Source organism: Solibacillus sp. FSL W7-1464 (assembly GCF_038004425.1).
Lineage (GTDB): Bacteria > Bacillota > Bacilli > Bacillales_A > Planococcaceae > Solibacillus.
On the sequence record NZ_JBBORC010000001.1, the window covers coordinates 1,902,182 to 1,925,874 of the forward strand.

The 23,693-nt window shown below is 35.8% G+C and carries 22 protein-coding genes; 6 read left to right on the plus strand and 16 right to left on the minus strand.

Features of this window, described 5'->3' with window-relative positions; genetic code table 11:
• Nucleotides 1-145 precede the first annotated feature (145 nt).
• The 6 genes from MKZ25_RS09290 to MKZ25_RS09315 all read right to left on the minus strand — a co-directional run bounded on the left by MKZ25_RS09290 (nucleotide 146) and on the right by MKZ25_RS09315 (nucleotide 5,211).
• Nucleotides 146-286, minus strand: coding sequence for a hypothetical protein (locus tag MKZ25_RS09290; RefSeq protein ID WP_176142089.1), 141 nt, complete (start codon nucleotides 284-286; stop codon nucleotides 146-148).
• Between the two features lie 113 nt (nucleotides 287-399).
• Entirely contained in the window at nucleotides 400-822 is a 423-nt protein-coding gene (locus tag MKZ25_RS09295) for a hypothetical protein (RefSeq protein ID WP_340801205.1), read from the minus strand.
• Between the two features lie 127 nt (nucleotides 823-949).
• Complete coding sequence (locus MKZ25_RS09300; RefSeq protein WP_340802999.1) at nucleotides 950-2,494, minus strand: solute symporter family protein; 1,545 nt, start codon at nucleotides 2,492-2,494, stop codon at nucleotides 950-952.
• Nucleotides 2,495-2,499: 5 nt separating this feature from the next.
• Nucleotides 2,500-2,826 (minus strand): DUF485 domain-containing protein, encoded by a 327-nt coding sequence (locus tag MKZ25_RS09305; RefSeq protein WP_340801206.1) that lies wholly within the window; start codon nucleotides 2,824-2,826, stop codon nucleotides 2,500-2,502.
• 493 nt (nucleotides 2,827-3,319) lie between these two features.
• Nucleotides 3,320-4,870, minus strand: coding sequence for a solute symporter family protein (locus MKZ25_RS09310; protein WP_340801207.1), 1,551 nt, complete (start codon nucleotides 4,868-4,870; stop codon nucleotides 3,320-3,322).
• A gap of 2 nt (nucleotides 4,871-4,872) precedes the next feature.
• Entirely contained in the window at nucleotides 4,873-5,211 is a 339-nt protein-coding gene (locus MKZ25_RS09315) for a DUF485 domain-containing protein (RefSeq protein ID WP_340801208.1), read from the minus strand.
• A gap of 543 nt (nucleotides 5,212-5,754) precedes the next feature.
• Between MKZ25_RS09315 and MKZ25_RS09320 the strand changes: the two genes are divergently transcribed.
• Nucleotides 5,755-6,294 carry a GNAT family N-acetyltransferase gene (locus tag MKZ25_RS09320; RefSeq protein WP_340801209.1) on the plus strand — a complete coding sequence of 180 codons (540 nt, stop codon included), beginning with the start codon at nucleotides 5,755-5,757 and terminating at the stop codon, nucleotides 6,292-6,294.
• Nucleotides 6,295-6,312: 18 nt separating this feature from the next.
• On the plus strand, nucleotides 6,313-7,830 hold the full coding sequence (locus MKZ25_RS09325; RefSeq protein WP_340801210.1) for a transglutaminase domain-containing protein: 1,518 nt from the start codon (nucleotides 6,313-6,315) through the stop codon (nucleotides 7,828-7,830).
• 644 nt (nucleotides 7,831-8,474) lie between these two features.
• Here MKZ25_RS09325 and MKZ25_RS09330 read toward each other — a convergent pair.
• Nucleotides 8,475-8,963 carry a GNAT family N-acetyltransferase gene (locus tag MKZ25_RS09330; protein ID WP_340801211.1) on the minus strand — a complete coding sequence of 163 codons (489 nt, stop codon included), beginning with the start codon at nucleotides 8,961-8,963 and terminating at the stop codon, nucleotides 8,475-8,477.
• A 98-nt stretch (nucleotides 8,964-9,061) separates the two neighbouring features.
• Between MKZ25_RS09330 and MKZ25_RS09335 the strand changes: the two genes are divergently transcribed.
• Together MKZ25_RS09335 and MKZ25_RS09340 are read left to right on the plus strand one after the other, a co-directional pair.
• Entirely contained in the window at nucleotides 9,062-9,508 is a 447-nt protein-coding gene (locus MKZ25_RS09335; protein ID WP_340801212.1) for a MarR family winged helix-turn-helix transcriptional regulator, read from the plus strand.
• 77 nt (nucleotides 9,509-9,585) lie between these two features.
• Nucleotides 9,586-10,986 carry an NAD(P)-binding domain-containing protein gene (locus MKZ25_RS09340; protein ID WP_340801213.1) on the plus strand — a complete coding sequence of 467 codons (1,401 nt, stop codon included), beginning with the start codon at nucleotides 9,586-9,588 and terminating at the stop codon, nucleotides 10,984-10,986.
• Nucleotides 10,987-11,147: 161 nt separating this feature from the next.
• Here the strand turns inward: MKZ25_RS09340 and MKZ25_RS09345 are convergent, their stop codons facing one another.
• The 3 genes from MKZ25_RS09345 to ltrA all read right to left on the minus strand — a co-directional run bounded on the left by MKZ25_RS09345 (nucleotide 11,148) and on the right by ltrA (nucleotide 14,420).
• A complete protein-coding gene (locus MKZ25_RS09345) occupies nucleotides 11,148-11,732 on the minus strand; it encodes a hypothetical protein (RefSeq protein ID WP_340801214.1) in 585 nt (194 codons plus the stop codon).
• A gap of 146 nt (nucleotides 11,733-11,878) precedes the next feature.
• Nucleotides 11,879-12,334 carry an NUDIX hydrolase gene (locus MKZ25_RS09350; protein WP_340801215.1) on the minus strand — a complete coding sequence of 152 codons (456 nt, stop codon included), beginning with the start codon at nucleotides 12,332-12,334 and terminating at the stop codon, nucleotides 11,879-11,881.
• 268 nt (nucleotides 12,335-12,602) lie between these two features.
• Complete coding sequence (ltrA, locus tag MKZ25_RS09355; RefSeq protein ID WP_445326855.1) at nucleotides 12,603-14,420, minus strand: group II intron reverse transcriptase/maturase; 1,818 nt, start codon at nucleotides 14,418-14,420, stop codon at nucleotides 12,603-12,605.
• Between the two features lie 1,034 nt (nucleotides 14,421-15,454).
• Between ltrA and MKZ25_RS09360 the strand changes: the two genes are divergently transcribed.
• A complete protein-coding gene (locus MKZ25_RS09360) occupies nucleotides 15,455-16,846 on the plus strand; it encodes an S-layer homology domain-containing protein (RefSeq protein WP_340801216.1) in 1,392 nt (463 codons plus the stop codon).
• A gap of 388 nt (nucleotides 16,847-17,234) precedes the next feature.
• Here the strand turns inward: MKZ25_RS09360 and MKZ25_RS09365 are convergent, their stop codons facing one another.
• The 5 genes from MKZ25_RS09365 to MKZ25_RS09385 all read right to left on the minus strand — a co-directional run bounded on the left by MKZ25_RS09365 (nucleotide 17,235) and on the right by MKZ25_RS09385 (nucleotide 21,801).
• Nucleotides 17,235-18,416: an MFS transporter gene (locus MKZ25_RS09365; protein ID WP_340801217.1), complete on the minus strand. Its 1,182-nt coding sequence runs from the start codon at nucleotides 18,414-18,416 to the stop codon at nucleotides 17,235-17,237.
• A gap of 575 nt (nucleotides 18,417-18,991) precedes the next feature.
• Nucleotides 18,992-20,191 (minus strand): MFS transporter, encoded by a 1,200-nt coding sequence (locus MKZ25_RS09370; protein WP_340801218.1) that lies wholly within the window; start codon nucleotides 20,189-20,191, stop codon nucleotides 18,992-18,994.
• Between the two features lie 56 nt (nucleotides 20,192-20,247).
• Nucleotides 20,248-20,811 (minus strand): TetR/AcrR family transcriptional regulator, encoded by a 564-nt coding sequence (locus tag MKZ25_RS09375; protein WP_340801219.1) that lies wholly within the window; start codon nucleotides 20,809-20,811, stop codon nucleotides 20,248-20,250.
• Nucleotides 20,812-20,837: 26 nt separating this feature from the next.
• Nucleotides 20,838-21,101, minus strand: a complete 264-nt coding sequence (locus MKZ25_RS09380; protein ID WP_340801220.1) for a hypothetical protein — start codon at nucleotides 21,099-21,101, stop codon at nucleotides 20,838-20,840.
• Nucleotides 21,102-21,435: 334 nt separating this feature from the next.
• Nucleotides 21,436-21,801, minus strand: a complete 366-nt coding sequence (locus MKZ25_RS09385; RefSeq protein ID WP_340801221.1) for a TetR-like C-terminal domain-containing protein — start codon at nucleotides 21,799-21,801, stop codon at nucleotides 21,436-21,438.
• Nucleotides 21,802-22,038: 237 nt separating this feature from the next.
• Here MKZ25_RS09385 and MKZ25_RS09390 point away from each other — a divergent pair, with 237 nt between their 5' ends.
• Complete coding sequence (locus MKZ25_RS09390; protein WP_340801222.1) at nucleotides 22,039-22,785, plus strand: SDR family NAD(P)-dependent oxidoreductase; 747 nt, start codon at nucleotides 22,039-22,041, stop codon at nucleotides 22,783-22,785.
• A 469-nt stretch (nucleotides 22,786-23,254) separates the two neighbouring features.
• Here MKZ25_RS09390 and arsC read toward each other — a convergent pair whose 3' ends face one another.
• Nucleotides 23,255-23,680 (minus strand): arsenate reductase (thioredoxin), encoded by a 426-nt coding sequence (arsC, locus tag MKZ25_RS09395; protein WP_340801223.1) that lies wholly within the window; start codon nucleotides 23,678-23,680, stop codon nucleotides 23,255-23,257.
• Between the last annotated feature and the right edge of the window lie 13 nt (nucleotides 23,681-23,693).

Sequence of the window (23,693 nt, forward strand, 5' to 3'; positions counted from 1 at the left end):
AATGAAGTTAGTAAGATTCATGCGTGATGGATCTACAGTAGTACAGAGCGGTTGGGTGGCCCCCAATCGCTTTTTTATTTATTCATTTTTAATGAAACAAAAAACACCACCTAGATGGCGAGTCTAAGTGGTGAAAATAAATTTTTTACAGCATCATCCGGAAAAAACGATAAATGGTATCGACAATACGAAAAATGTCTGTCGCATAACGAAAAATGGCGAGTTTTTCCTTACGCTTTTTTTCCGAAACAGCCTTAGCCTTTTCTTTGCGTGATGGATAAGACACAGTAGTACACCTCCTTTACAAAAGGAGTCAGCTGGATGCTGCTTTTCTATTGTATCATGAAATATTAAGGAGAATATTCCTGTTTTTTATAGAAAAAAAGTATAGTAAAAGCGTCAAATTCCGGCAAGAAATTCTCCGGATTTTGACGCTTTTTTATTCGTGAGCATTTTTACAAAGGTCCATTTTTGTTCAGGCGGCAAAAGAATATTATTTTGTTTGACCGCACCGATCGTAAATCCCGTATAATCTTTTTCGACGACAAACTGGTAAATATCCTGCTGTTCATCATTCGTTCCAGTAAACTGAACGACATGCTGGCCATTTCGCGCGGTAAAGTACTCCCAGTAGGTCAATTCATAATGGCCACCGAATACTTCAGCAATGTGCAACTCTTCGTTAAAAGGCCATTGCTGCGCTTTTACATAATCGATATAAGGGGAGTCCGTTTCAATTTCTTCCCCGTTCAGTACAAAGCCGACAATACAACCCATCACTACGACACAAATGAATACGCGTATATGTTGACCAAGCGTCATCGCCTCACTCCTCATAATAGAATAGGGGAGATTTCATCATAACAGTGAAGTTATAAAAATCAGCCTCTAACACAGTTAGAAGCTGATTCGTTTTTTCCTCAACTCGTCAAAGTTAGGAAGGTTATTTTTAGTGAGAAATGTCCTGTACAGAAATACCAGTTTGCGCTTTTACTTCAACTTCACGGTATTTCAGATCATTTCTTTCTTTAGAAATGAGTGTACCGATAAACCCGCCCAGGAAACCAAGAGGTACGGAAATTAATGCAGGGTTCGTTAACATAATTAACGGCTCACCCACAAAGATTGCTTTACCTTCAACCGGATTCCATACGTTTGGAGATACTGCAACTAAGATCAATGCAGAGATTAAACCTGTTAACATTGCTGTAACCGCACCTGATGTGTTGAAACGTTTCCAGTAAATTGTGTAGATGATTACCGGTAAGTTCGCTGATGCCGCGATACAGAATGCTAATGATACTAAGAATGCCACGTTTAATGTTTGAGCACCTAAAGCTAACAGAATCGAAACAACCGAGATAATGATTGAGCCGATACGGGCTGCTTTAACCGCTTCTTTTTCAGTAACTTTCCCTTTTTTAATAATCTGTCCGTAAATATCATGTGATAGGGCAGATGCACCGGAAAGTACTAAACCTGCTACTACCGCTAAGATTGTCGCGAATGCTACCGCACACACGAATGAGAACAGAATGTCGCCACCAAGCGCTTGTGCCAATAGTGGGGCAGCCATGTTTCCTGCCGGGTTCGCTTCTATGATTTTGTCTGCACCAACGAATGCTGCTGCACCGAAACCTAGGAAGATTGTTAATACATAGAATAAACCAACAATCCAAGTAGCCCAAATTACTGAAGAACGAGCTGTTTGTGCGTCTTTTACTGTGAAGAAACGCATTAGGATATGTGGAAGACCCGCTGTACCAAGCACTAACGCCATCAGCATTGAAATTGTATCAATACCGTCTGTATAACGTAAACCTGGATTTAAGTAAGCTGCACCATGTTCAGTTTCAGTTGTCATTTGCGTAAACATTTGTGCAATCGAGAAGTCGAATTTTGCTAATACTAAAAATGAAATAATGACAGTACCTAACATTAATAGCGCTGCTTTAATGATCTGTACCCAAGATGTTGCCGTCATACCACCGAATAATACGTAAATTGTCATCATGACACCAACTAAAAGTACCGCCATCCAGTATTCAATACCTAACAGTAATTGAATAAGGGCACCTGCACCTACAAGCTGTGCGATCATGTAGAACAATACAATTGTAATCGTAGATAATGCTGCTGTACCACGAACTTTTGCTTTATCGAAACGAGCTGTGATCATGTCGGCTAATGTGAATCGGCCTAAGTTACGTAATGGCTCAGCTACGATATATAAAACTACTAAATAGGCTACAAGGTAACCGATCGAGAAGAAGAAGCCATCGAATCCGAACAAGGCAATCGAACCCGCGATACCCAGGAATGATGCTGCCGATAAGTAGTCACCGGCAATGGCCATACCATTTTGCCAGCCTGTTAACCCGCCGCCAGCTGTATAGAAATCCGACGCGCTGGATGTACGTTTAGATGCCCACCAGGTAATGACTAACGTTAAACCTACGATTGCTACGAAGAAGAAGACGGCTGTAAAACTCATCCCATTCATAATTTACGACCTCCTTCATATTCCGCAATAATCGCTTTCGCTTCTGCGTCATATTTGTTTGCACGCGCTACATAGAAGTGAGCTAAGCCCCATGTCATTACGAACAAACCTGCTGAATACAGCCATACCCATGTGATATCACCAATCGCTTTTTGATGTAAGATTTCTGTAAACGAAGTTAAGATTGGCAGTAACATATAAAGTACTAAAAAGATTGCGGTAACCGACCATAAAAATGAATTCTTTTTCTTCGCAAGTTGCCTGAAAGATTGCTGTGATGCAATTCTCTCATAATCAATAATCGGCTTTTGATTATTCCCCATGAACATTCCCCCATTTTGTGATAATTATTACTGCTTAATGTACGTAAAATTCTGCTTTTAGGATTTTACATTTTCATTCTATTTTAGCTGTAACAAAATTGCAACACTTTTTAAATAAATTATGGGGAAAAATTTATTGCAAAAATAAGTTTAATAGAGAAAAAATAATACATTAAGGGGAGAATATTAAATTGTTATATTTTAGATATTCAATGCAAACGTAGTATTTACATGGGTTTGGAGGGTCCTGGATATGAAAGTATTACAAAAAATCTGAAAATTAATCATAAGAAAATATTATTCAATTCTATAAGTAAAAGTAATATTTAAAAAATGATTTATTTTACAAAAAAATAAATTCAGTATATTCGAAAAGTTATATTCATGTAAAAAATGGTATAAAAAAGCAAAAAACTGCTCGAAAACAGAAAATATTTTCGAGACAGTTTTTATTTATTGAAATCTTTTGTTCTATTTTATTTTCTTATAATAATTAGTGGGAAACATCTTGTACAGAAATACCTGTATGTGCTTTAACGCGGATTTCTTTATAAACACGTTCCGCCTCTGCTTGTTCCACTTTGTGTGCTGTTAATATCGAGCCTAGGTATCCTGCAAAGAAGCTTAGAGGAATCGTAATGATGGCAGGTACCGCTAAATTCACGATTGGTTCACCTACAAAAATCGCATTTCCTGTAGGACTCCAAATATTTGGACCAAGCGCACCTAATACTAGACAAGATACTAAACCCGTTACCATTGCAGCAACCGCGCCATTTGAATTGAATTTCTTCCAATAGATTGTATAGAGGATAACCGGTAAGTTTGCCGATGCCCCGATACAAAATGCAAACGATACTAAGAAGGAAACGTTTAGGCTTTGTGCAAATAATGCCAAAATAATAGAAACAATCGCAATGGAAATAGAACCGATTCTTGCAGCTAATACTTGCTGTTTCTCCGTTAATTTTCCGTCTTTCAGAATTTCACCGTAAATATCATGGGAAATCGCTGATGCACCTGTTAATACTAAACCGGATACAACCGCTAATATAGTAGCAAATGCAACCGCACAAATGAATGACAGTAAAATATTGCCGCCTAAAAACTCTGCCAACAGTGGGGCAGCCGTGTTACCTGCAGCATTTTCCGCGATGATCTTATCAAAGCCGACGAAATGCATGGCACCAAAACCTAAGAAAATCGTCAGTGAGAAGAAGATCGCCGTAATCCATGTTGTCCATGAAATGGATGCACGTGCCGTTTTCGCATCTTTTACAGTAAAGAATCGCATTAAAATATGTGGTAAACCTGATGTACCGAGCACTAAGGCAAGCATCATCGAAACCGAATCGATTGTAGATGTGTACTTCATACCCGGCACTAAGTACTCGTCCCCGTAATTTGTGCTGACCGTATCAAACATTTTCACTAAATTGAAATCAAACTTCGAAAATACTAAAAACGCCAATAATGTCGTACCGAACAACAATAGTCCCGCTTTAATAATCTGTACCCAGCTCGTTGCCGTCATTCCGCCGAACAATACATACGTCGTCATCATGACACCTACGATCAAAACAGCCATCCAATACTCGATACCGAATAAAAGTTTAATTAATGCACCGGCACCAACCAATTGAGCAATCATGTACAAAATTACGATAATAATCGTACCTGTAGCCGCTACACCGCGAATTCGTTTTTCATTAAAACGCGCAGTCAGCATATCCGCTAATGTATAGCGTCCTAAATTACGCATCGGTTCTGCTATTATATATAGAAGAACTAGATTTGCGACAACATATCCGACAGAGAAGAAGAAGCCGTCAAAGCCTGTTAATGCAATCGCTCCGGAAACTCCAAGGAATGCAGCTGCAGATAAGTAGTCACCAGCAATGGCAAAGCCGTTTTGCCAACCTTTTAAACCTCCGCCAGCTGTGTAGAAATCGCTTGCGGATGAAGTTCTCTTAGAAGCGATATATGTAACGATCAGTGTTAAACCTACGATACCAATAAAGAAACCTGCTGAAACGAGATTCATCGTTATGCACCTGCCTTTTCGTATTCTTGTAAAACAGCTGCCGCCGCTTTATCGAAATTTGCTGCCATTTTTACATAGAGTGTACATAAAATAATTGTCATAATGAATAGGGCAAGCGAGTAGACCCAAACCCAAGTAATACTGCCGACAGCCTTCTGTTGTAACACAGGTGTGAATGCCAGGATGGGCAGTAAGATGTAAAATGTCAAAAATGTTATAGTTATTCCGAATAAAAATGTGTTTTTCTTCTTTACAAACTGATTGAATGTTTCCATGCGATCGATTTTATCATAGTTAATGCCATCGCATTTCGCTGAGATTTTGTTTTCTAATTGACTCAACGGAATTCCCCCTTATGAAAAATTATTCTGTTTTAAACGGCATATTACTATTCGAATCCGTTAATAGTACTCATTGTAAGAGGGGATAGAATATAATGCAATAATAATTTTTCTGAAAAGTTGGAATGTTTAAAATGCGAATGGAGTAGAATTATCAAGTTTTAAGAAGATAAAATGGAAGGAGATATGTTTGGGATTTACAAAGGAATACTATTTGCGGAAAGGAGATTAATGAAAAATATATTTTAGCTAGAAATTAAAACACATAAAGCACAATATTATATTTCGATACTTAAAATATCTGTAATTTAAGTTAATATTGAGTCATTCAGCACATTGTACTATAACACAAAATGAATAGTAAAAATCTGATATACTAACATTGTGAAAATTTTTATTTTATAGGAGGGAATCCTTTCTTCTAGAACAATTATGTTATTTACAAAATATGAAAGTAAAATAATAATATTTTGACTTGGTTTAAGAAAAAACCCGAGTTATTATAAATAAATAATCAAAAAAGTATTAAATTGGAGGAATATCATGTTGAATTTGAATACGAACCGGTTAACATTTGAACGGTATAAGAATGAGGACCTCCCATATGTTATTGACCTCGTTACGGATCCCTTCATGATGAGATTTATTGGAAATGGACAAATAAAGGATAAGCAATATGCGAGTCATCTGATTGAACGGATGATTGAACAGTATCGAAACTTTGGGGATTACGGCTTACATAAACTAATTCATCGTCAAACGGGAGAGTTTATCGGACACGCGGGTCTTGTTGCACAAGTTATTGACGATACATTTGAAATCGAGCTCGGGTACTGGATAAAACGAGCATACTGGGGACAAGGCTACGGGTTTGAAGCGGCACAGGGCCTTGCGGAGTATGCAGATGAAGAAATATGGTTGCACCGGTATATTTCAGCGATTCAAGTTGGAAATGAAGGGTCTAAAAGAATTGCCTTGAAAAACGGGATGCATTTGGAGAAAATCATTGAAATGGACGGAAAAATGGTTGAAATCTATGTTAAGCTCAATTCATTTGAAGAAGATGAAACGGAAGCTTTATAAGAGGAGTATCGACATATTGTGAAAACTTATTTTGAGAGCTACAAACAGTATAAAAGGCAAGGTAATTCAATCAAAACAACAACCATTACAGCGAAACAGCTGCTGCCGGCGCTTATTGCCCATATGGAGCGCATGGATAGGCAGTTTACACTTCATATTAACGGCCAGCTGCCAATGCCGATTGATTCTTTAATTAAGGAAGCTTTTGATCAGTGCCATCTGGAACAGCCGTTTTATACCCAGCATTGTGAAAAGCGCAGCTACAAATATCGCCAGTTAACGAAAAATCGGATCAAGGTGGAATTTACGATGCGTTATCGTATGGCACGTCAGGAAGAGAAATGGATTGTTGACGAAATTCACAGCATTTTAAAAAATCGAATTCATCCTGACATGTCTGCACTGCAACAGGTTTTCATTGTCCATGACTATATTGCAAGAACGTATAGCTATGAACGCCATACTGATGCTTCACCGTTTGCTGTGTACACGTTTATGAATGAAAAACACGGTGTTTGCATGGCATACGCGCTACTGTTTGAAAAGATGATGGAAGCACTTGAGATCCCTTGTTATTATGTCATTGGAAAAGCAGCGGGTGAGGGATCAGAGGGGCATGCTTGGAATATGGTGCAGCTTGATGATGATTGGTATCATGTAGACGTGACTTGGGATGATATCGGTTCGATTCCCGGTAAAGAAGTTCGCTATCGCTATTTTTTAGTTGCGGATGAAAAAATGCGTCTTGACCATGAATGGAATGAAAATCATTATCCAATCTGTACGAGTACTAAATTTGAAGCGTTCCATCGTTTAAATGATGGCTGTCTCGTCAACACTAGTTTATATTATGCACATCCTGTAAATGGCTACTTGTATGAAATAAACTTCGCAGATTATCTTTTTCAGGCAAAACAGAAACTTGCGGTTAAAATTCAATTTTGTTTCTATATAAATGGATTGTTATATTTCAGGAATGATTCTCATAATGGCTATTTGTATCAATTGAAGCCAGATACTGAGGAATTGACACAAATAAGCGCGGAACAAGTTATACGAATCTATGAAACTGATATGGCACTAGAAGTCGTGTATGCAGATCAAACGACTGAAAGTATTCAGAAAATGATTTCCGTGGATGCAGTAAGAGAAAATTCATTATTAGGTGAAACTGCTGAAAATCGCTTGGAAGTCCCGTTAAATACATTTGGGGACAGCTGGGTAGCGACAATTGATCAGCAAGATGAATGGCAGCCGATTGTGTTTAAAAGCGCGGATGGAATCGAATTGAATATAGATGATCCATACAAACAGTTAACGGTAGATTTATATATTAATAGAGGTTTACATATTCAAATGATGAGTAACCGAAAAAACGTGGAATTTAAGCAGCCGGCACAATTGAAGATGCCAATTATGTTAATACCAGGTTTAGAAAAACAATTAAGTAAACAAAACGCGCTGGATTATTTTGCTGATGATGAGTATGTTTATATACAGTTATATAAAAGCGTAACGATCCAACTCAAAAAGTAAGCGAATGGCCATAATATAACGGGTTCGGTAATGTTGTGGCCATTTCATTAAAAAACGCATTTCGTCTCACTATTATAAGTATACTTTTGAAACGAGACCTAACTTCCTATAATATATATTATGACCGTGTCCCTATTTTTAAAATGAGTTGTAGCCTTTTCGCTCGCCACTTGGAAATTGATGTACAATTACAAGAACTTCGGGACACTCTATTTTTGGATATTAATACTGAAAACTTAGAAGTTCGGGTCTGAAGTTCTATCCATATTGGATTTTATAATAGATAATCAAACCTGCTCATCTAATAACGGGACAGGTTTGATTATTATTTAACTGGAGTATTGATCTCTTTTATAAATGCTGCATAATCAGATTGTTTTAATACAAATAAATTAGTATTATTCCAATGACTTATATCAGCTAAAAACTCATTACTTGAAATACTTTTTTTAATTTATTATTCCTCCCTTTTTCACTTAATATTTCTTCGAAGTCTATAGTATTTTGTGTACATTCAGATATATAGTCTTTAAACAGCTATTGTTTTCAATAAATAATAAAAACCTCGATAAATCTTGTTGTTCTAAACCTAGGCAGTGTCTTTCATAAAGTAATTATGTTCAATGATGCATTCTATATTTGTATTAGATAGAATTTCTTCTTTCTAATAGCACATTATCTTTCCATATTCCATCTAATTGAGCGATCTTTTCTCGCACTCCAACAATACGAAAGCCATTCTTGATGTGTAAGTTGAGGCTAGCAACATTCTCTTTAAAGATTTTGGATTCTAGAGTCCAAAAACCTTCCTTTTCAGAAGCTATAATCATATGCTTTAATAATAAATCACCGATTCCTTTCCCTTTAGCGTGTGTATCTATATAAATACTTACTTCTCCTACCCCCTTATACACATTTCGTTTGGAAACGGGAGATAATTTACACCAACCTAAAATATGAATTTCCTCATATGCCACAAATGAACATTGAGGATTTGCTTCACCAAACCATTCATCATAGGATGCTGGTGCTTTCGATTCGAATGTAGCCATTTTTGTTTCTATCCCTGCTTCATAAATTCGTTTTACATCTTGCCAATCTTCACTTACAACAGACCGCACTTTAATTGCCATCGATTAACCTCCATATAAATTAATTGATAATCAAAATAATAAATACAATAGTTGCATTTTACAAGTATTTTTGATTTAATTTTATTAGAGGTGATTGAATGGAAAACAAACGCGAAATTTTTCACATACTAACACGAAGATTTGGCTTATTAAACAAAAATTGCTGCACTGTTGGATCGTTTGAAATTTCTACAATCCAAAGTCATATAATTTATGAAATCGATAAAAAGAAAACACCTTCTATGCAACAAATAGCAGAAACACTCGCAATGGATATTACGACATTCAGTCGTCAAATTCAAACACTTATAAAAATGGATTTGGTGAAAAAAACACCGTCTCCACAAGATAAACGTGTGTCGATTTTATCATTAACAACACAAGGGAAATTTGTCGCAACAACAATTGATGAGTCCATGAATACCTATTTAGAAGAAGTATTTTCACATATGAATGATTTTGAAAAAGAAACTGTGCTACGCTCTATTCAACTACTAAATGAAGCTATGTCCAAATCAAAAGTATGCTGCACCCCTCTTTACTAAGCAAGAGCAATCTTGCTTTTCATTTTCAAAATATAGTTGTACTTTGCAACTAAATAAATTTGATGGAGGATTTTCAAATGGAAATTAAATTAACGGTTAAATCACAAACTTCAAGTTGTTGTTCAGCTACTCCTGAACCAACTACAACATGCTGTGGATCTACTGAGCAAACTAAAAAAGAAACAACAAGTAATGAAATGGCATTTCATTTAAATAAACAATATCCTGTGGCGATACTTGGTGCAGGTCCAGTTGGTTTAGCTGCAGCAGCACATTTAGCAGTAGCTGGTGAATCTTTTATTGTTTTAGAAAAAGGTGCTGACGTTGCTAAAAATATAAAATCATGGCAACATGTTCGTCTATTCTCTCATTGGCAATATAATGTTGATAAAGCAGCTAAAGAGCTTTTACAAAAGCACGGCTGGAAAATGCCACAGGAGGATCAGCTTCCAACAGGTCAAGAAATTCGCGAACACTATTTACAGCCACTAGCCAATATCCCTGAAATTAAACCATTCATATCATTTAATACAACAGTGGTTGGTATAAGTAAAAAAAATCACGATAAAATAAAGTCTGCTAACCGTGATCAGGCTCCGTTTGTTTTATATATTGAACAAGACGATGAAACAAAACAAATTTTAGCAAGTGCAATCATTGATGCTACAGGAACGTGGACTCAGCCAAATCCGATTCTTTCAGATAATGTATGGACAAAAGCTGAAAAGCAATTAGCTAATAATATTTTTTATGGCATTCCAAACGTAGATGAATTGAAAAATCGCTATTCAGGAAAACATGTCGCTGTTGTAGGTGGCGGACACTCTGCGATTAATACAATTTTAGAGTTAGAAAAGCTTAAAGATGTTGAAATTACATGGATTTTACGTAAAAAACGTGTGGAAGATGCATATGGTGGTGAAGACAAGGATGCACTTGCCGCACGAGGTGAACTAGGTAGCCGAATTCACAACTTAGTTGATGAAGGTAAAGTAAAAGTATATACACCTTTCTATATTCAGAATCTTGAACAAACAAAAGATGGCATCATCATCAAAGGCGAAGATCCAGACGGTGAACAACAACTTCCTGTAGTTGATGAAATCATCTCCAATACGGGTAGTCGTCCAGACTTCTCTTTCTTAAATGAAATTCGATTATCGATTGACGCTGCTGTTGAAAGCGTAGAGACGCTTGCACCACTGATTGACCCAAATGAGCATAGTTGTGGTACCGTGCGTCCCCACGGCGAGCTAGAGTTGCGTCAACCAGAAGCTGGCTTCTATATTGTTGGTATGAAGAGTTACGGACGCGCACCAACGTTCTTAATGGCAACTGGCTATGAACAGGTTCGCTCCATTGTCGCTTATTTAACAGGTGATATAGAGGCTTCGCGTAAGGTGGAGTTAGATTTACCTGAAACGGGTGTATGTAGTTTAGATTTAAGTGCATCTAATACCAAAACAACATGTTGCTAATTAAAAGGGCCACGCTAGCTGAACTAGTGTGGCCCTTTTAATTAACAAGAAAGTCTTGTCCATGTACATCAATTTCTAATCAACAATATGGCCCAAAAACGCGAACTTCTTATTGAAGAATCGCGTCCGAATGTTTAATAATATTGATTTATATTAACTGGTTAATGAGTACTATTTAATTCACCATTTTTTATTGGTTTAATTGTAGAATAAATTAACTCGCCAGTTTCGGAAAGTGCTCTAATGTTTACAGGCATTAACATCTCATAATCTGATTTAACAAAGAAAAATTGCGCTCCCACACTGTTAACGATCAAAGCATCTTCAAAGAAGTCTTTCTTTGTTTCAACTTCTATTCTCTTAATAATAGGATTGATAATTTGACCAAAATAGTAGGATCTGTTTCGTTCCTTTGAACCTGATGCACTCCAAGTAAATTCATCATCTTCAATAGGTGGAAAATATGTTGAAATTAATGTAGATTCTAATCCCTCATCATTTCTTAACTCCCAATTCCCCAACCAATTTTGCTCTAACCGAGCCATCATAATTGAATCCCAATTTCTAAGTATGGTTAACCAGTCCCCATCTATTTTTCTAACAAGATAGACCTCTTCTGTTGCAGAAGACCATTTTTCCGTAAATTTAAATACATCCTCTTCTGTGGGTGGTTGTTTGTGATTATAAATTAGAAATACAGTTATCGATACCGTTAATGTTACTATCCAAATAAATATCTTCCTCAATTAATCCCCCCCTTTTTCTGAAAAAGGCGAACTTCTTTTCAAGAATCCCGATTGTGGAATATTGTTTTTATGTATCCCCAAATTTTTCGTTTGGGAGCGTTTATTGAATTTACTATTTTTATCCTTTTTCACTAATTTTGTATTATTTATTTTGCGATAAACATGAAATATTGTTTAATAAGATTTTTTATCAGTGGATTAAGTCCTTCAGGTAACTCACTTACTCTAAAAAACATTACTTCGGTAGTTTCTTGACCATCTGCTTTAAGAACACCACCTTTAATTTCTTTTGAAATATATGCAATTGTAACAGGGTAAAATTGGTCGCCGTTTGGTAACTTCACAAAATGCTGTTTTCCAGAATAGACACCCACTAAATCAAGTTTACCTATTTCAAGCCCTGTTTCTTCTAATACTTCTCTTCTTCCTGCTTCTTCAGTAGACTCTCCTAATTCGATAAACCCGCCGGGAACACCCCATTGCCCATCATTTCTTCTTTGCAGCAATAAATCTCCATTTCCGTTAACCACAGCTACCGCAACTCCAACTAAATTGAGAGGTTGGTTACCCACAATCTTGCGTAAATCTTCAACATATCCCATAGTTTCCTCCTAAAAAATATAATAAGTGTTTACCAAATTATATTTCAACAACTTCAAAAAATTTCCTTTTATAAACCTTGAAAAACACTTCCAGGGCCTCATTCGAAAGCATTTCTTAAAAAAATGTTATTATAGTGATAGGTAAGCCTTTGAAGTTATCTCCAGCTTTTCCCCCACTTCACACCGTACGTGCGAGTTTCCCAGCATACGGCGTTCCAATTAATTCAATTCATTTGATTTTTATGTAAGGACAAGATGTAATGTAGAATTAGATTGCTTCGTTCAGACATTGCTCACGCAATTCATTTACTTTCATTAGTTGCTTTTTATCTAATTGAAGTACTTTCATGAGTACTTCAATTTTCTTGGGGTCTTTAAGATGAATTAATCTATGAACTGATTTATGTAAAATAATTAAGTTACTATAAGAATCATCTTGCGATAAATAATATGGGGTTCTATGGTGACAATGCCAATTATTAAAACTAAGTTCAACCCCAGTTACAGCACATTTACCATATTGCGCAATAAATCTACTTATCCGATTATCGTTATACTCAATGGAACGTTGAGGGATAAACTGTTGCATCACATTTATAAGTGTTTGCTTGTTAATCGCTCTTAAACTATGATGAATTTTATTTCTACCTTCGGTAGTATAATTACAGATAATTTGTGAGAAGTTTAGATTTATTCGGCAACGTTGAGCATGAATTGGAGCAAGTGCCATTTCTTTAACTTTATAAATCTTGCATTCGTACCCCTTATACCTTTTTCGTAAAGATTTCGTAAGGTCTTGAAACGTTGCTTCTTTTCTAATCCCTTTCAAACGATTATGTAGCGTTCTATGGATACGATAGTTCAGCTCAGCTAAATCATCTGTTATGTGTGACGCTGCGGAGTAATAGTTTTGAATACCCATAACTACCGTATTAAACCGCCAGACATTTTCAATACATTGATGTTTTTGTATTGTCTTTACCGCCTTTTTCAACTTTATTTGGGCATTGTTTAGAGCCTTCTTCGTCATATGTGAATGTGCAACATATAGGGTACGCTTCTCTGTTTTCTTAGGATGAGCTTTAATACGAAAGCCAAGAAATTCGGAAGAATTTTTCTTTAGATTCACAACTTTCGATTTCTCGTCGCTAATATCAAGATTCAAGCGTGTAGAGAGGAAATCTTTAACTGCATAAAACATGCGTATTGCTTGTGAACGTGTACGACAGATGATTTTAAAATCATCTGCATACCTTACAATATAACAATGCTTTAAGTTCGATTTCTTTAATGCCTGATTCATATTCACTTTGTTTTTATAAGCCTTCTTCGTTTCAAAGCTTTCCCACTGTTTACTAACCCACCAATCAAGCTCATTTAATACAATGTTCGATAGAAGTGGTGATAGTATTCCTCCTTGCGGAGTACCTTTTACTGGAAAACCCTCGCCTATAATTTCAGCTTTTAAGAGGCGTGAAATTATAGATAGAAGAGCTTTATCACGAATACCCATTGTCCACATTTGTTTTAACAGTTTCGAATGATTAACATTATCGAAAAATCCCTTTATATCAACGTCTACACAGTGATATAAACACGCTCGATTTATCAATGTTTCAAAACGTGCCTTCGCATGATGTGTACTACGATTGGGTCTGAATCCATAGCTATGCTTATAAAATCGTGCTTCACAAATTGGGTCTAAGACTTGTAAAATACATTGTTGAAATAACCTATCCCAAATTGTCGGAATACCTAGCGGTCGTGTTTTCCCGTTTGCTTTTGGAATAAAAACACGTCGTACTGCTTGTGGACGATAGTGTGCAAACATCTTTTGTATCGTTGATACAACTTTAGATATTTCAAGTTGCTTAATATCTTCAATTGTTTGACCATCAAACCCAGCTGTTTTACTACCCGTATTTTTCTTGATATTACGGTACGCTAATTGAATGTTTTCACGCGATTGCATTACATCTAATAAATCATAAAAATTTTGACCATCAACACTGCGAGCATATAACCTATCAAATTGATTTTGCATGTCATAATATTCGTTATGTCTCAGTTTCTTTCGTTTTAACAAGTCGGTGGCTCCTTTTGGAGCTGAACCTCTATTAGTCTCACAAGAACCTTATTAATCGTTGAAGAACTGCCTTTCATGGTGAATAAATCTTGTATTAATCTAGTGGCGATCCCTCCACGTTCATTACACGCTTCAACGGTACTGTGCCACCACTTTCACTGATATTAAGGAAAGTTATATACTCGTTAATCTCACGATTATTTTCCTTTCCAACGTTTCATCGAGAGTAAGCTCTCCACGTTATCAGCTTACCACGTTGAATATTAACTATTATGGAACAAACTTAGGTGCCTCCTATGAGCCTGTTAGCATTACATGTGCCTGTAACACAAGATGGACTTTTATATTGTTGATTCTTACTCATCCATAGCTAATCTCACATTTAGTGATATACACATTTCTATGTATTGCCAGTCTAGACCCGTACATTCAGAGGTTCGTCAGCAAATTAGGTTTATTATCCTATTGGTTGCATTCTCACCATATTTGTTCAACCCAAGCACCATGATTTACACCACCCCATCGGGTAGGATTTCGTCAGCTAGACTGTTACGGTAAATTCTCACGCCTATTAACCGAGCTTATAACACGCTTTTCCTTACTAAGCAGCGTGCTATTCGACGCAGGGGGAGCCTTTCAGAGCGTTACCTCATCATTCGACTCCTTGATAATATCCTTCAATTAAATATAAATTGCCTAGCCTTTACCAAGATTGTGTTAACCACATCTCATTTAAGCTAGGAACGTGTCGCACCAATAATATGGCCCTATAACGGAAAAACGCGATCTTCTTATTGAAGAACCGCGCCCGATTGTTAAGTAATATTAGATTTTTATTGGTTAATTCTAAATACACATATCTTGGGGACACATTACAGATGAAGTAAACCTTTGATGGAATTTAAATACATAATTGACCTATCAAAAAAACTTTAAAAAATGTTGAAACTATTTCTCGTTTTTTCCGTCGGTACAGGGCATTACATAATAAAGGAGACTTAATAATGAAGAAAAGTATCAAAAGGAGGTCTTTCATGTTGAAAGCCAAACTAACAATAGTAGGGATTATTTTAATCATTATTGCTGCAAACCCATTCCAAGCACAAGCGGCTACTCAGTTTTCTGATGTGAATAGTCATTGGGCGAAGAAAGAAATCATGTATTTATCTGATTTCAATATTATCGGTGGCTATCCGGATGGAACATTCAACCCGAATGAGCCGATCACGCGATCACAGGCATCTGCTATGCTCATCAAAGCACTAAAGATTCCGTTGAACGAAGATACATCAATTCAGTTCAAGGACGTGGCGAAAGATTCCCCTTACTACAAAATTCTCGCGACGGTGAATGAAAAAGGAATCCTTCGCGGTAACAATGGCTTCATGCGTCCCGGAGAAGAAACATCACGCGCGCAAATGGCTGCAATCTTACGTCGTGCATTCGACATGCCGCTTGATAAGCAACCGACATTCATTGATGTCACACCAGCACACTGGGCATATCAGGATATCAACGGAATCGCAAAACAGCGTGTAGCAGGTGGTTCTAACGGCAAATTTATGCCAAAAGACGCTGTCACACGTGCGCAGTTTTCGGCATTTTTAGTGCGTGCAATGGATGATAAAATGAAATTAAGCAACTATCGTTCATATGTCAGCATAAAAGGTAAAGCAATTGAACAGGATGGCTTGCTCTACTCTATCGCTAAAGACAAAGATGGTTATAATCAAATTATTAAAGAAAATATGGAAACCGCTAAACAAGAGGTTTTATTAAAAGATGAAGACATCCCACGTAGTACTTGGGATTATTCCCCTTTGTACTTGCATAACAATACTCAATTGATTCTCTATAACAATGAAATTTTTATTCCTTATCATAGTGGCGATTTTGCTGAAGCAGACGAAGTTCCATATGCTTATGCAGTAATGAAAATGAATACAAATGGACAGGAACTGAAGAAAATGAAAGAACCTTCAGGCAGTAACTTCCGTAATATGTTCGTTTGGAACGACCGGATTTTCTATACGGATGTAGATGCAGAGAATTGGAATTACTTGAATCGTCGTATTGTACAGGACAATGAGAAATTTGTGGACAGCAAGCTAGAACTTTATTCTACAAAGATGGATGGCAGTAGTGATAAGAAAAAAGAATTCAGCTTTGATGCGCGTATAACTTTTGATGTATACAGTTACAGTTACGGGGATGGAACACCTATCGAGGCGGGTGGAGAAAATAAATCTGTATTATATGACCATTCTTCAATTTATTACTTTAACAATAAAGGTATCTTCAAATATAGTTTGCTTGATAAAACGACAAACAAGCTTTCCAATGTTTTAGCTAAGGATATGAATATTTCAGATACACAATTAGTTGTGACAGATCTAAACGGAAAGAAACATACACTAAAGAAATAACCTATAAACAAAAAAGTGGTCTTTTGATAAATCGTACTTACTTATGGTACGGTTCACCCATGTTAATCCAAAAGCCTTTTAATTTACCAATGAGTCCTTTGAATTCTTATTCAAGGAAGATCGTTATTCAACTAAAGGCCCTGGAATCGAAATATTGGAGCGAAAAAAATGCAGGTTTACAGCGTTAATAAATTTTCTCTGTATACAGGTTTTTATTCAAATAACAACTCATAACGTTTTCTCCATGTTTATATACCATTGCATAAAAAGCTGTATAAACAAGGTTACATACAAAAACCCACAAACGTTGATTTAACAATGTTTGTGGGTTTTCTGTACGTGTCCAAACTTTCATTTGGGAACGTTTATTTTATATTTAATGTATGATTTATACGAATCTTTTTTGCACATAACCAAAATAAATAGCGGACAGTAGTAAAATTAGCCCCGAACCAATGAAAAGCCACTGAACAGAAAAGATAGTTGCTAACGCCCCTGCAAGCAATGTTGATAAACCAAATAATAAAGATGTTAATACACCTTGGGCACTATAAACTTTCACAAGTTGTTCATCCGTTGCTTTTAATTGTAGCCACGTACCAAGCAGAATGCCTTTGAACTGGTCAAAAACTCCGAAAAATAGACTTAATATTAGTGCTACTATTGCAATTTGGTTTAATCCAAACAATAACATCACAATAGCAACAGCAACTGATGAAAACAATACGATATTTTTTAAATTCCTCTCGAAAAATTGGTCAAATTTAGTGAAAATAAAACCACCAATAATCAATCCAATGAAGAAGGTTGTATTAATATAACCCCACCATGCCTCAGATACATGTAGTACATCAGCCACAAAAAGATACATAATGGCTGCGACCCAAACGACATTTGCAATGGATTCAAGGATAATCATTACATGAATCGTACGGAACGAATGATTATCCCAAATAAGTTTAAAGCCCTCTGTTAGTTCCTGTTTTTTAGCAACATTTAATTTTCTTTCGAATCGCGTATTGTCTGTAACGAACAAAATAAAAAATGTAGAGAGAATAAAAAGGAATAATGTCATCCAAATCACTATTCCCCCACTAGTTGCTGCCACAAGTATCCCGCCAAGTGCCCAACCACCAAGCCGTGTTGATTCATCAAGCATTGATAAAATTCCATTTGCACGTAGAAGATGTGAATTTTCTACGATTCGAGGAATCAGCGCAGTACTAGCTGGTTGTGCAAACCCATCTAAAAAAGCGACTGCAAAAATGATTATTAGCATAAAGGATAATGACAGTATATAAAGCGAACCTACTGCCAAAATCAACAATAAAATCGTTTTTAATGCTTGCGAAATAACAAGTAATTGTTTTAAACGGTAACGATTAAACAGTAGAGGCGCAAAACTGCTACTAATCATGCGACCAGCCATATTTAAAAATGGGAATAGTGCCATAAAGAATGGTGACTCACTTGCTTGATATAAAATAGAAATTAACCCGACGATATAAAAAACGTCACCTAAGTTGGCAAATAATTGACTAATCCATAAATAATGAAACGATTTTTTCATCTTCACTACCCTTTCTTGTGTTAAAAATTCAAAAGGTAGTTAAAGTTACACTCGTATCTCCTCCAATTCACTCCGATACACCACTAGCTAACATTTAAATATAAGAACAAAAACGAACTGTAATTATCCATTTTTGGCAGGAAGATGAAATGTTTATTTTAATTATAACGTAAAAATTATGCATTTAAAACAAGTTCCCAAAGCGATGTTTGGTCACATTTAGAAATATTTGTTGCACTAAGCATCCATTTCTAAATTCCGGTTCCTTTTGAAAGTTTCTTTTTAATAACAAAGTAAGTTACTACACCTAAGCAAATGTATATAATCAACATATAACTTCCCAATAACATTGAGTTCTTAAATACAATGGTTAGCGTGTAGGCGGCTTATGTTTCAAATCAATCTTAAATTTTTCATATCCACAGTCAAAACTAAAAGACACAACCATTAACTATTTCAATCGTTATTCCCCTTTCTGCTTTAATAACCTTCCCCGTTAGCTTAAGTGGCCCTTTAACTGAAAAGGTTCCATTCCGTATCCAAGGAAAGCGCCCGATTACGATATAAGTAAAAACCTATTTAGTTGTTTCCATTGAGGGAAGTATGAGAAGACAAGCTATACCGATAATTAGTAGATAGGCGGATAATATGAATCCTAAGCTAATGATACCGATTAAGTCTATTAGGTAGCCAAATAGCAAGTAACCTGGTATGCCTCCCCCAACACTAATAATATGATAAACACTAAATACACGCGCAAGGTGTGTACCCTGTACATTGGTTTGAAGATAACTCACAACGAAAATATTTAATATACCTTGAGAAACCCCGCCAACTATTAATAAAAACTGTAACAAAGGCAATGGCAATTTCAGTGCAAAACATAAAATAGCAAAACTAAAAGCAAATAATGATATTAAGAACCCATATTTTTTATTTAAATTGTTGTATAGAAATGGACTAATTAATGAACCTATTACAATTCCGAGTATTGTCGGGGTTGTAAATAAGAAAAAGTATTCGGCTCCTTTACCATATATCACTTTTAAATAACTAATTAAGTAAATATCAATTGCAGAGCCAACCATCCAACCTAAAAAAAATATAATAAACAGCCTGAAAATGATTCGATCCTTTTTAATATAGAGAAGACCTTCTTTAATTGAATTCACTAAGGGAACTTTTTCTGATATATAAATGTTATTTTGATAAGCAGGTTGAATAAAGAAAACAGTTAGAAGAGAAGCAAAATAAAAAATAGTCACGACGAGTAAACTATCATATATAGTAAAACCGAATTTAAATAACAGAGCTGCAAAGGAATAAGCAATCAGTTTACCTGTCATATTAATGATACGAAAAAGGCCATTAGCTTTAGGGATTGACTGACTATCTATAATATGTGGAATTAAGCTGGCACTTGAAGTAGTGAAAAAAGCATTCACGAGTGTGATTAAAAAAATCAGTACATAAATTATAAGAACCGATTTGTTTTGAAAATAACTGATGTAATAAAAGAGCAACAGTAGGGCTATTCGAATAGCGTCGGAAGAAACCATTATTTTTTGTAATGGTTTTGCTTCAACAAATGCCCCGATGTGTAAACCAAATAATAAAACAGGAAGTGCCGAAAATAGAAAATATAGCGAAGTATCGACACCAGTCCCTCCCAATGTCTGCAGCATACTCAGTAAAATAACAAATAATATTGCATCTCCAAACGCACTAAAAAAGTGAGCAGAAAATAGTAAGAGGAATTTTTTATTGTTAAACATGTTTCACCTCATCCATTTTAATTGACCAGTGGTTAATAAAGAGTGAAAAGAAAACTCTAGCGAACTAGAGTTTTTAGTAAAAAATCGGTATAGGATTGTGCTTCTTCTTGTGCTTGTTCGAAATTTTCAACGCGTCCTTTATAATAAAGGACAAAGCCGTGAAGCGCTATAAATGTCGAGTGGATGTTATTTTCATCTAATGTATGCTTATGTAGGCATTGTAAAGTATGAATGAACTTTTTTAAGCTTTCTTTTGGAGCGATTTGTTGTAAGGGATCATTTAAACCATCGTGTTTAACAAACATAAAATCATACTGGCTTTGATTGTCTAAGCCAAATTGAATATAGTTAGTTAATACATATTTAGTACCTTCAAGGCAATCAAATTTTAAGGCACTATCTAATAAGTTGTTTAATATTGTGAAATACTTTTCAATAACCGCATTAAATAAATCTGTTTTATTTTGAAAGTGGTAGTAAATAGAGCCGTGACTAAATCCTAAAGCACTTGCAATAGAACGCATCGACACTTTTTGAAAATCAATTTGAAGAAACTGTCGGTCTGCCTCCTCGACAATCATATCCTTTGTTAATCCATTCTCAACTTTCTTTCGTCCCATAAATTACACCTCTATTTGACCAGTGGTTAATTATATAATAAAGCATAAAATTTATTAATGCAAATTAAATATTGGTTAAACCAAATACCTGCCATATAGATTGCATTCTGTGTAATTACTGCTGCTTTAAGGTGTGCCGCATACAGATTATAATTTGGATCTGAATAATCATAGTATACGTCATCACCATAGGTATCCAAAATGTCTTCAATTGCTTCAATCGGATTTGAGTTTAAATTATCAAATGAATTAGTTCTAAAATCTATGAGAACCCCCTCTTTGCTTGCCAAAATTACCTCTTCCTATCTTTAGTTCTACATATAAGACGTTACTAACAAGAATAATATTGCATTTATTTACAAAAAGAGCTCAATTTGTTAAAAAACAAATTGAGCTCTCATCAAATTACCGAGATTATTCTTTTTCTAGCAATGAACTTGGTGCCATGCTTCTTATAGGGGAAGCAGAGGCACTCGCTTCCCTTATACTTAGTCATTCAACCTTACCAGAAACACATTATGTAAAGCACTACCTTTGTGAAATCCTATTACCTAATGGTGGCCCTACCATTAGGTTTATCCATATACTCTAGGTAATCCCTGACTTGTAACTAAAAATTCTTCACTAAAACGATTTAGAAAAAAATAATACCGTTTGCATACTCATTTCTAGTGGGCTCTTTTGGTAATTACTTTTACACCAATGATTAATAACGCCTATCGTGGCACTGATACAAAATGTGTAATATAATTCCTCATCCATTTCGCTTTGCCCTGATTTTGAAATAATCTCCTTTGGAACTTGCATATAATATTGGCTGAAAAGTGAAAGATATTTCGTTGGTAACTTTTCTGAAAAGAGTACATTATAAAACACTCGGTTATTTAAAATATGTTGAAAAACATTCGTTAAACCTGTTTTTTCTCCAACAGTAATTTGTTTGTGTGCCTTTTCATATTCAGTTGTCAATTCTTTCATAATGCCAATCATATGCGTTTATTCGTTTGTAATAATTGGAGCAACGCTTGAAATAATGTTTTTTGCGTTTTATGTATACGTAAGTCCTGTTTCATTCCATCGTCCCCCATCCCTTTTTTCCAACAATATCACACTTTATGTTGGATAACATACAATTAATGTTTCTTTGTTGTTCTATTGGTTGCAGCAATCTTTATAATTTAAAGTACTTATACATCCTTAGTTGTATAAAGTGAAGGAGGACTCCAAATGAATAAAGTTGTATTAATTACTGGTGCTGCAACAGGTTTAGGCCGTGCAACTGTTTTAAAATTAGCAAAGCAAGACTATAAAATCGCTGTTGTAGATTTTAACGAGGTAGAAGGTCAAAATACTGTGACAATGGCCAAAGATTTAGGGGCGGAAGCGATTTTCATTAAAGCGGACGTATCAAATGAAGAGCAAGTAAAAAATTATGTGCAGCAAACAATTGAAGCTTTTGGCAAAATTGACGTATTTTTCAACAATGCAGGCTTAATGGTGCCATTCCGTTTAATTCATGAATATGATGAAAACGAGTATGATCGTATTATGAATGTAAACGTGAAAGGTGCATTTTTCGGCGTAAAATATGTGATACCACATATGCTTAAAAATGGCGGCGGAACAATTGTGAATACCGTTTCTTCAAACTCTTACAAGCCAACAGCATACAACGGTGTCTATTCAATGTCGAAGCACGCGGTAAATGCTTTAACTAAATCAATCGGTCAAGATTACCAAGAGAAGCAAATTTTTGCTGTCGGTGTAGCACCTAATGCGATGCTTACGAATATAGCAGCAAATGCAACAGTAACAATGAACGAAGAAATCGGCAAAGCGATTTTCGTCACTACACCACCAAACATCGCAGCTACGCCAGAGGAAGTAGCAGATGCAATGCTGTTCGCAATGAACAATAGCAAAATGTTAAACGGCTCAACGATTAACTGCGCTGGTGGTCAAATCTTTAACTAATGTTGCAAGCAAACATTGCGAAGGAACCACTCAGGCTGAAGCAGCATTATGGCTTATGTAAGAGCAATCTTCATTTGTACTAGGACAAACATTAAATGTTGATGGTGGTTGGACAGTCAACTAACTAAATCAACAATATAATCAACTGAAAATCAAGATCAATAAAACTTTCATATACAAAATATCATTCAACTATTAAAGCAGCTGAGATTAAAATGAAATCTTAGCTGCTTTAAGTTTGATCTTGAATTTTCAATATATATATTAGATGACAGGATGAAACCATTACTTTAGCATCTTCTTCTGTAAAGAATTAGGTTTAAACGGATTTTTTTGTTACTGATTTGGTCATCATTATTGCCTCTCCTAGTTAGATTAAATAACACTTGTCAATAACTAAGATAGTACAGCCTGAATATTATCGCCTGTTCAAAGATTCCACTTACCTCTCGGCGACACATCTGTATACTTATTTTTTTAACTCTTCGTTTACAAACTGCTGTATACGAGCACCGATCGCATCCCGTACTTGCTGGAACACTGCCCATTTTTCTTCCTCTGTACCCGTAGCTTTAGCGGGATCTTCAAATCCCCAATGCTCACGGCGCACACCTGGAGGAGTCATTGGACACTTATCCGCCGCATCTCCGCAAAGTGTTACGACTAATGTTGCTTTGTTTAAAATATCTTGGTTAATTAAATCCGAAGTATGGTGAGTAATATCGATTCCTACTTCATTCATTGCCTTAATCGCATTGGGATTGACACCATGCGTTTCAATTCCAGCTGAATACACTTTCCAATCTTCCGGTAATAGCTTTTGTGCCCATCCGTCCGCCATTTGTGAACGGCATGAATTTCCTGTACATAAGAAATATAGTGTGTTTTTTGTCATATTATAAACTCCT

Excerpts from the sequence above, each read along its gene's own strand:
- MKZ25_RS09335 (WP_340801212.1), top strand. The coding sequence starts at position 9,062 with ATGGAAAACAAACGCGAAATTTTTCACATACTAACACGAAGATTTGGC.
- MKZ25_RS09340 (WP_340801213.1), top strand. The coding sequence starts at position 9,586 with ATGGAAATTAAATTAACGGTTAAATCACAAACTTCAAGTTGTTGTTCA.
- MKZ25_RS09295 (WP_340801205.1), bottom strand. The coding sequence starts at position 822 with ATGACGCTTGGTCAACATATACGCGTATTCATTTGTGTCGTAGTGATG.
- MKZ25_RS09385 (WP_340801221.1), bottom strand. The coding sequence starts at position 21,801 with ATGATTGGCATTATGAAAGAATTGACAACTGAATATGAAAAGGCACAC.
- MKZ25_RS09300 (WP_340802999.1), bottom strand. The coding sequence starts at position 2,494 with ATGAGTTTTACAGCCGTCTTCTTCTTCGTAGCAATCGTAGGTTTAACG.
- MKZ25_RS09350 (WP_340801215.1), bottom strand. The coding sequence starts at position 12,334 with ATGGGATATGTTGAAGATTTACGCAAGATTGTGGGTAACCAACCTCTC.
- MKZ25_RS09310 (WP_340801207.1), bottom strand. The coding sequence starts at position 4,870 with ATGAATCTCGTTTCAGCAGGTTTCTTTATTGGTATCGTAGGTTTAACA.
- MKZ25_RS09320 (WP_340801209.1), top strand. The coding sequence starts at position 5,755 with ATGTTGAATTTGAATACGAACCGGTTAACATTTGAACGGTATAAGAAT.
- arsC (WP_340801223.1), bottom strand. The coding sequence starts at position 23,680 with ATGACAAAAAACACACTATATTTCTTATGTACAGGAAATTCATGCCGT.
- MKZ25_RS09305 (WP_340801206.1), bottom strand. The coding sequence starts at position 2,826 with ATGGGGAATAATCAAAAGCCGATTATTGATTATGAGAGAATTGCATCA.
- MKZ25_RS09330 (WP_340801211.1), bottom strand. The coding sequence starts at position 8,963 with ATGGCAATTAAAGTGCGGTCTGTTGTAAGTGAAGATTGGCAAGATGTA.
- MKZ25_RS09360 (WP_340801216.1), top strand. The coding sequence starts at position 15,455 with ATGTTGAAAGCCAAACTAACAATAGTAGGGATTATTTTAATCATTATT.
- MKZ25_RS09375 (WP_340801219.1), bottom strand. The coding sequence starts at position 20,811 with ATGGGACGAAAGAAAGTTGAGAATGGATTAACAAAGGATATGATTGTC.
- MKZ25_RS09370 (WP_340801218.1), bottom strand. The coding sequence starts at position 20,191 with ATGTTTAACAATAAAAAATTCCTCTTACTATTTTCTGCTCACTTTTTT.
- MKZ25_RS09365 (WP_340801217.1), bottom strand. The coding sequence starts at position 18,416 with ATGAAAAAATCGTTTCATTATTTATGGATTAGTCAATTATTTGCCAAC.
- MKZ25_RS09390 (WP_340801222.1), top strand. The coding sequence starts at position 22,039 with ATGAATAAAGTTGTATTAATTACTGGTGCTGCAACAGGTTTAGGCCGT.